Origin of the sequence: Moorena sp. SIO4E2 (assembly GCF_010671945.1) — a bacterium.
In the GTDB taxonomy this organism is placed as follows: domain Bacteria; phylum Cyanobacteriota; class Cyanobacteriia; order Cyanobacteriales; family Coleofasciculaceae; genus Moorena; species Moorena producens.
Genome location: NZ_JAAHIE010000343.1, coordinates 1 through 8,182, shown reverse-complemented (window position 1 = coordinate 8,182; position 8,182 = coordinate 1). Strand labels below are relative to the sequence as shown.

Sequence of the window (8,182 nt, the reverse complement as noted above, 5' to 3'; positions counted from 1 at the left end):
ATCAGAAAAGAGTACCAGCAGTCCGTCTCTGTTGACGCTGTGGTCACACCTTCCCAACACTTCTAGATGACCATCTGCCCAGATTCGACCTAAATCTTTAGTTTTGAACCAATTATTTTGGGTATCCTGAACAACCGGATTTCCTTTGTCATCAACATACCCTTCAAAACCCGATTCGTGCTGGCACCAGAGTTCGCCAACACCCTCCATTCCTTCAAAGGATTCACCGGATTCACCAGTTCCTTCTTCCACACGCATCTGCACTCCAGGCATGGGTTTTCCGACGGTTTGGGAGCGAACTTCACTCGGTTCTTGGAGACTGGCGGCTGCGATCGCTCCCATTTCCGTGCTGCCATACAATTTCACTAAGCAGCCCATGTGAGATTCATAGAGCGCAAAGGTATCTTCTCTCATGCGATCGCCCGCTGCCACAGTCAGTTTGTATTTCCTTGGAGACTTACGCCCTTTGAGTAACGTTTCACAGAAAGTTGGGGTCATGAAGGCTACATTAGGATTAAAGTCTCTTTCTCTCTGCAAGTACCTTAGTAGATTAGACTTTGGCTGCAAGTCAATAGATGCTCCAACTGCCACCCCAGGTAAGAAGGCTGCTCCCAAGCCGTACATATGGAAAATTGGAACAGGTATGGCGATGCGGTCGTTGCTTTCGAGTCCTAACCTATTAACACAGTTGAGGGCGTTCCCCATTAACTTGGCGTGGGAATGTACCGCTATTTTGGGTTTTCCTGTACTCCCTGATGTCCGCAAATAGAGTTTTGGACTGACATGATTAGCCTGATCGCCAGTGCCAATCCACCCTTCATTTTCCACCAGATGGCAAAACTGTTCCGGATGTCTCAAATCAACTGTGCTACCACTCTCAGTCACCACACGGTAACGGCAGAATTGCGGAAGGGGCGACTTACTAAGTTCAGTACCGCCAACTACCTTAGGCAGCAAAAAGACACTAGACTCCACTTCAAGCAAATATAGCAAGACTAGGGCATTGGGCAGGGAATTTTCACATTCGAGGGCAAGGCCATTTTCCTTGCTAATTCCCCACTTGCTAAAATGCTTCTGAATTCTGTCAAAAATCTCTGGAATTTCTTGGTAGGAGCAACTTAGAATTCCATCTGTCAGTAGGTGTGTTCGTGTATTAGCAGAACTCGTAACTTGATCAAAAATCTTCATGGTTCATCAATCTTAATATTATGCCAATATCCTCTGGTATTATACTTATCCTGTAACTGTAGGCACTTGCAAATATAAAACCTCATTCAAGTGGTTGAAGATGGGGCGTTGCTGATCCAATAACCAAATCACAAATCCCATAAGATTGTAACCGCAAAAGCCGTTGACTTAGTGTCTGCGCGGCTGAAAACCCCCTTGCCAATTCATAATCACTTATCTGTGGCTTTCAAGGAAGCTGAACACATAGGATAGAAAGCCGTGAACCCAGCCATTATTCAAGGCATTTTCTCGGTTGAAAACCCAAGCACTATTGTATTGCGATATGGGTAAAAAAAGTGAAAAAAAAAATTAAATATTTAGGGTGTTGACCAAATCATCTCTGATTGATAGTATTATTGACGGGGATATGATAATATTGATCCTGACCGCCTGACACAAGTCCTTCAAAGCCTTGCTTTGTCTGTGTTCTGCTATTCACAGCTCAAAGCTCGTTTTTGGCGAATTCGATAAATGTGTCAGGCCATCAGGGATAAAAGTCTACTGGATTCACCATTTTTTTTGGCCTTAACCATGTCTGAAACAATAGTTAATCAACTCAAAGAAATTATTGCTGAAGAGCTGGATGTCAATATCAAGTTAGAAGACATTGACGAAAATTTATCTTTATTTGAGGATGGTCTGGAATTCGACTCCATTGCTACCGTTGAACTAATTTCTTTAATCGAGAAACATTTCGAAGTGGAGTTTTCTGACTCGGAACTGAACCCTGAATATTTTAGTAATCTCAAAGTTTTGGCAGATTTTATCTCAACTAAAATGGTATCTTCAAAAAAGGAAGCCGTATCGGTTATTAATAGTTAATTATTAATCGTAAGTCGTCGAAAAAAAAATCCTCAATTAAGGAAAAAATCAAACTTATGGTCGCTACTGCTCAACGTACAAAGCTAGAACCCAAGAGGCTTCCCTTAATTCCCAACTATCCATCTTTTCGCCATTGGAAAAAAGCAGCTCTGGAAGAAAAATTATCAGAAAAGCCTCTGTCCATATACTTGCATATTCCCTTCTGCACCCAAAGATGTTCTTTCTGCTACTACAAAACCTTAGACTTGAAAGAATACAAACCCGAAGTAGAAGGATATATAGATGCCCTTTGTCGAGAGATCGAAATGGTTAGCGATCGCTTCGATCTAGGAAACAGACCAATTCATGCAGTGTATTTTGGTGGCGGAACTCCGTCCTTGTTAGTGGAGCATCAATTTGAGAAAATAGTAGAGGCACTCCACAAAAACTTCAAGCATTTTGAGAGCAAAAAGCAATTTTCTCTGGAAGCCGAACCTCTAACGGTTTCTCGCTCAAAAATGGAAACCCTCGCTCAGTTAGGAGTAACTCGTCTGAGCATGGGCGTGCAATCGTTTGACAGCGATATTATTAAGCTGAGCGGACGGGGACACGATGAAAAACAGGCTTATAGGGCGATAGACATTGCCCAGGAAGCAGGTCAGGGAAAATGGACGATTAATATCGATTTGTTGAGCGGCTTGGCAGGAGAGACAGAAGAAACTTGGGCTAAAAGTGTCGAATGCGCTCTGGATACGGGGGTAGAAAGTATCACCGTTTATAAAATGGAAGCTTTTGCCAACACAGAAGTCTTTAAGCTCGGGGTTAGACAAGAGACGGTGAATTTACCCTCCGAGGAGCAAGAGCTGCAATTTATGCGATATGCCATGGAGCGGTTTGAAAAAGCTAACTACCTACCCTGGAGCTTTTTCACCTATACCAAAGATGGCTGCGACGAAAGTAAGTACACCACCAGTATTTGGCGGGGGATAGATTTTTATGGCTTTGGCGTATCGGCCTTTGGCTGTCTAGATGGTGCCCTGTTGCAAAATACCAGCGACTTAGACAAATATGCCACTATTGTTGAGGGGGACCAACTGCCATTGACTCGGGGCTACCGTTTCACCAGTTTGGATCGGATGGTTCGAGAGGTTTTGTTGGGCATGAAGCTATTGCGTCTAGATTTGAAGGGATTTAAAAACCGCTACGGCTTAAAATTGGAAAAACTCTGTGCTTCAACTTTGAGAGAACTGGAAGCAGAAGATTTTGTGAGAGTATCTAACGACGCGATCGAGCTGACATCAAAAGGTATTCTTTATGGAGACTACGTCGGACATACTCTATCTGAGTCTCTCAAGGAAATATCTCGATAAGGGACTTATCGAATAAAGCCTATGGAATCCTGTGATTGTGAGGTCTTGACCCCCCAAGAGATTGGCAATTGGACTGCTGAAATCCTTGCTGATGCACAAAGCTCTCCTATATCTCCGGAGGAGCTGCTGCAACTAAGTCACAAACTTAAAGAATTTAGCTGCCGATGGGAACAGGCATTTTCTCGATTTGGAGAGTACAGCTCTGGGGAGTTAACTTACCGAGATTTAATTCTGGATTTTAAGGAACAAATCGCCTCTAAAGCGAATAAGTGGCTCCCCCAATCGGGGAAGGGCAAAAAGGCCATCGAAGTTATCAGTTCGATGTTGTCAACCTCGAACCCTCCTGTCACTAAAAGGATTACCAAAGGCTCGTTGGCATTGGCGAGGAAAAAGCTTAAAGCTCAGTCCAAGCTTCATGGGGAGGCTCGCTATCAAGTTGTAGACAATCTAGAACTTCAGAAAGGTTTTCAGCAGCTGGTAAGTATGCCGAAACATGCCCAGATTCTGGAGTTCTTCCGTTCGTCCTCAACCCTAGCTGAAGTAGGCCATAGCCTGCCTCCAGAATTGGAAATAACAGAAGGGGAGCTAGTAACTATAACGCAGCAGTTGCTGGAACTCAAAGTACTTGAGGAGAATTTCCCATCTCCGGAATTTGAGAAGCCCCTTTTTATTGTCTGTGCTCCAAGGGCAGGCAGTACTCTGTTGTTTGAAACCTTATCCCAGTTTCCCGAGTTGTGGACAATTGCCTCCGAAAGCCACGAGACTATTGAAGGGATACCAGAACTTCATCCTTCAACCCGAAATTTTAGTTCTAATCGACTAATTGAGGCGGATGCCCTTCCTGACATTTGTTCAACTCTACGAGAGCGCTTTGCTAGGCAGTTGCTCGATCGCGACAGACGAGCTTACCTTGAACTTCCAGTTAACCAGCGCCCTAGAATGGTGCGATTTCTGGAGAAAACTCCTAAGAATGCCCTACGCATTCCTTTCCTCAAAGCCGTATTTCCCGGAGCGCTCTTTATCTATCTGTATCGAGATCCCCAAGACAATATCAGTAGCATCATGGAAGGCTGGCGATCGCGACGCTTTGTTGCCTATAAAAATCTTCCTGGCTGGCCTTTTAGGGAGTGGTCTTTCCTTTTAACCCCAGGATGGCTATCCCTAAAAAACTGTAGCCTAGCAGAAATTGCCGCTTATCAGTGGAATATAGCTAATACCTATATTTGGGAAGACCTCCAAGCTTTACCTGCCTCTTCTTGGTGTCTAGTGCGCTATTGGGATTTAGTTCGGGAGCCAGCCAAAACTATAAAAGCAATTAGCGAATTTGCTGGATTGACTTGGGATAGCAAGATCGAGCAAGTGGTTTCCCAATCCCTGCCCATTTCTCGCTTAACCTTGTCTGCACCATCTCCCGATAAATGGCGTAAAAATGAAAGGGAAATTGCCAAAGTATTACCTGTATCATTTGATTTGGGATATGAAGATAAGGATAAACTCTCTAGGGAACAGTAGGAAACAAAGGGTGCATTTCACTTTTGTAAATGTTGGTAGGGTGCGTTAGGGACGGGCGAGCCCTTATTTCCTCGGTAGCAAGTGTTAGGACAATCCGTCCCGTAACGCACCACCCAAACGGCAAAAATGAGATGCACCCGAAACAACAAACAGAATAAAACAGCGATGATATTATCATACAGTCACAAGTTTATTTTTTTTCATATCAGTAAAGTAGCTGGTTTAAGTATTAGAGAAGCCCTCAAAGACTATGTTCGTGAACCAGAAAAATTTAAGATAGCTCGTCCTCCTAAGAATTTAGGTTACAAACCCAACCTCTTTTACGAAATGTGGCAGTCTTCTCTTTTACACGCAAAAGCAAGGGATGCTAAGAAAGAACTAGATGAGGAAGTATTTAACAGCTTCTATAAGTTTGCTTTTGTTAGAAATCCCTGGGACTGGCAAGTATCCTATTATCACTTTATCCTCAAAGAAACAACCCATATCAGACATAAACTGGTTAAGTCAATGGGAAGTTTCGAGGAATATCTAGAGTGGGTAATCAAAACCAAAAATCCCTTCGCCAAGGGAACAACCAAGTTGCAAAAGGATGTTATTACTGACGCTGATGGCAAGCTAATAGTTGATTTTGTTGGTAGGTATGAAACTTTAGCTCAAGACTTCGACTATATTTGTAAAGTTCTCAGCATTGATGCCTCTCTGCCTCACTTAAACAAAACAATTCATAGAGACTATCGGTCATATTACAATGAAAAAACCAAAAAACTAGTAGGAGAATACTGCCAGGAAGATATTGATTTGTTTGGCTACACCTTTGATGGCTACTATTCTGAAAGTCAACAAGGAGATACTCTCCAAAAAACAATCTCTAAAAAAAATATATTTGTAAATAATTAAACGCGCACTTTGATTTGATTAGTGTTGTGTATAGCTTCAATAATTTATAAATAGCGATCGCTTAAAACTATATATAGTTAAACCTATAGCAAATATCTATATAGTCATGTCACAAAAGGTTAATGATTCAAGCCAGCCAGCCAAAAAAACTTCAGGCTTCTGGAAATCTATTAGAACTAATATCAAGTCAAAAAATCAAGCTTTTTCAATTAAACCAATTGGGCGAAATGGCAAGTTACCCCTTTCCTTTGGCCAACAACGACTGTGGTTAATCGAGCAGTTGCAGCCAGGAAACCCCGTCCATAACCTACGGGCAGCTTTTCGTCTCCAGGGAGCGCTTGATCTAGCTTTTCTAGAGAAAAGTATAGGGGAAATTGTCCGACGACACGAAATCCTACGCACTACATTTCCTACGGTTAATGGACAGCCAATCCAGGTTATTTCCCCAGAGAGAGCTATAGAGTTGCCACTAATAGACCTGGAAGGATTGCCAACACAACAACAGGAAGAAGAAGTCTACCGACTGTCTAAGGAAGTAGCCCAGCAACCCTTCGACTTAGCAGAAGGACCATTAATACGGCTTAAATTGCTGCGTCTTGCTGAGAAGGAACATGTACTCCTGCGTACAATCCACCATATTATCAACGATATCTGGTCTGATACTGTATTTATACGGGAGTTAGCAAAACTCTACGAAGCCTTCTGCGCAGGCAAACCCTCACCACTTCCGGAACTGCCCATCCAGTATGTAGACTTTGCCCAATGCCAACGGCAATGGCTACAAGGGGAGGTGATGCAGTCTCAGCTTGACTACTGGAAGCAACAGCTACAGGGCAAGATTACCCTCCTCAATTTACCTACTGACTACTCGCCTCCAACTGTACCCAACTATCGTGGGGCAGCTCAATTTCTGGTACTATCCAAAGACCTAACGGAAGCGCTCAAAGCCCTTCAATATAACGAAGGAGTTTCTCTGTTTGTCATTTTGCTAGCGGCGTTTAAGACTTTGCTCTACCAATATTCAGGGCAAGAAGATCTGATCCTGTGTTCGCCCGTAGCTGGTCGCCAACAAATGGAAACTAAAAAGCTAATCGGCTACTTCAGTAATCTAGTTCTTCTACGTACTGACCTAGGGAAAAACCCCAGTTTTCGAGAATTGGTGAGTCGAGTAAGTAAAGTGACCCTAGGGGCAACCGAACACCAGTATTTGCCTTTTCAGCAGCTAGTAGAGTCGGTGGGAGTACCTAGTACAATCCTTTCTAGAACCATGTTTGCCCTACAAAATGTTCCTAGTAAGCCCCAAGAAATGGCAGGGATTAGGGTAAGTCTTGTGGAGATGGAAGAGGGGATAGCTAACTTCGATCTGTCCCTATCCATGAAGGAGAAAGGCGAACAACTAATCGGAATACTGCGCTACAAAACGGATTTGTTTAAAGAGTCTACAATTAAGCAGATGCTGGACAACTTCCAGACCCTCCTAGAAGAGTTGGTGGCCAATCGGGACCTACATCTAGCTAGTTTACCTCTGTATAACAAACCCGATCCCAAACCTGCACCTGAACTAAACCCGAGGCAATCAGCTTCTTTTGTGCCCCCCCAGACACCACTTCAAGAGTTGCTGGCCAACATCTACGCATCTGTCTTGGAAATCAAACAGGTAGGAATCCACGACAACTTTTTCGAGCTAGGGGGACATTCCCTACGAGCTACTCAATTAATTTCCAGATTGCGAGAAACCTTCGCGGTAGAAATCCCCCTAAGCATTATCCTTGAAGCTCCCACAGTAGCAGAGCTAGAGGGACAACTCAACAGAATTCGTGAAACTTCTGAGCAACTCCCCATAGTCCCAGCGATCGCGACCGTATCTCGCCAGCAAGATTTGCCCTTAAGTTTTGCCCAACAGAGATTGTGGTTTCTGAACCAACTACTTGAAGGGGATCTGTCTGCCTACAATAGTCCGATGGTTTGGCAGCTAAATGGGGAACTGAACATAGATGCCCTCTGTGGAGCCTTCAGAGAAATAATCAATCGCCACGAAGTCTTGCGTACTTACTTTAAGTCAGGGGGAGGAATACCAAGACAAGTGATCGAGCCTGAATGTCAACTGGCTTTGCCGGTAATCGACTTAGGGAAATTATCAGAATCAGAACAATCCCAGCAAGTGCAACAGTTGGCAGCAGAGTCTGCAAATCAACCATTTGATTTAGAACAAGCACCTTTAGTGCGGGCAAGTATCTTGCAGCTGTCGGAGCAGAAGCATATTCTGCTGTTGAACGTCCATCATATCGCCTTTGATGGCTGGTCGAGGGGAATTTTCCTCAAGGAGTTGTCCAGAATTTATACAGCGTTAAGTTTGGGTCAACCGTCACCTTTAG

General features: G+C 43.7%; 6 protein-coding genes. 5 read left to right on the top strand and 1 reads right to left on the bottom strand.

The genetic code is table 11. The features are described 5' to 3' along the window. Positions 1-1,188, bottom strand: a 1,188-nt coding sequence (locus F6K37_RS26480; RefSeq protein ID WP_287253325.1) for a class I adenylate-forming enzyme family protein, incomplete at its 3' end; no start/stop codon positions are given. A 570-nt stretch (positions 1,189-1,758) separates the two neighbouring features. Here F6K37_RS26480 and F6K37_RS26475 point away from each other — a divergent pair. The 5 genes from F6K37_RS26475 to F6K37_RS26455 all read left to right on the top strand — a co-directional run. Next, complete coding sequence (locus tag F6K37_RS26475) at positions 1,759-2,049, top strand: acyl carrier protein (RefSeq protein WP_287253323.1); 291 nt, start codon at positions 1,759-1,761, stop codon at positions 2,047-2,049. A 56-nt stretch (positions 2,050-2,105) separates the two neighbouring features. Continuing rightward, positions 2,106-3,398: a radical SAM family heme chaperone HemW gene (gene hemW, locus F6K37_RS26470; protein WP_287253320.1), complete on the top strand. Its 1,293-nt coding sequence runs from the start codon at positions 2,106-2,108 to the stop codon at positions 3,396-3,398. A 21-nt stretch (positions 3,399-3,419) separates the two neighbouring features. Next, entirely contained in the window at positions 3,420-4,910 is a 1,491-nt protein-coding gene (locus F6K37_RS26465; RefSeq protein WP_287253318.1) for a sulfotransferase family protein, read from the top strand. A gap of 165 nt (positions 4,911-5,075) precedes the next feature. Next, positions 5,076-5,807, top strand: a complete 732-nt coding sequence (locus F6K37_RS26460; protein WP_287253316.1) for a sulfotransferase family 2 domain-containing protein — start codon at positions 5,076-5,078, stop codon at positions 5,805-5,807. Between the two features lie 106 nt (positions 5,808-5,913). Continuing rightward, a partial coding sequence (locus F6K37_RS26455; protein WP_287253313.1) for a condensation domain-containing protein occupies positions 5,914-8,182 on the top strand: 2,269 nt, incomplete at its 3' end.

Excerpts from the sequence above, each read along its gene's own strand:
- F6K37_RS26475 (WP_287253323.1), top strand. The coding sequence starts at position 1,759 with ATGTCTGAAACAATAGTTAATCAACTCAAAGAAATTATTGCTGAAGAG.
- hemW (WP_287253320.1), top strand. The coding sequence starts at position 2,106 with ATGGTCGCTACTGCTCAACGTACAAAGCTAGAACCCAAGAGGCTTCCC.
- F6K37_RS26465 (WP_287253318.1), top strand. The coding sequence starts at position 3,420 with ATGGAATCCTGTGATTGTGAGGTCTTGACCCCCCAAGAGATTGGCAAT.
- F6K37_RS26460 (WP_287253316.1), top strand. The coding sequence starts at position 5,076 with ATGATATTATCATACAGTCACAAGTTTATTTTTTTTCATATCAGTAAA.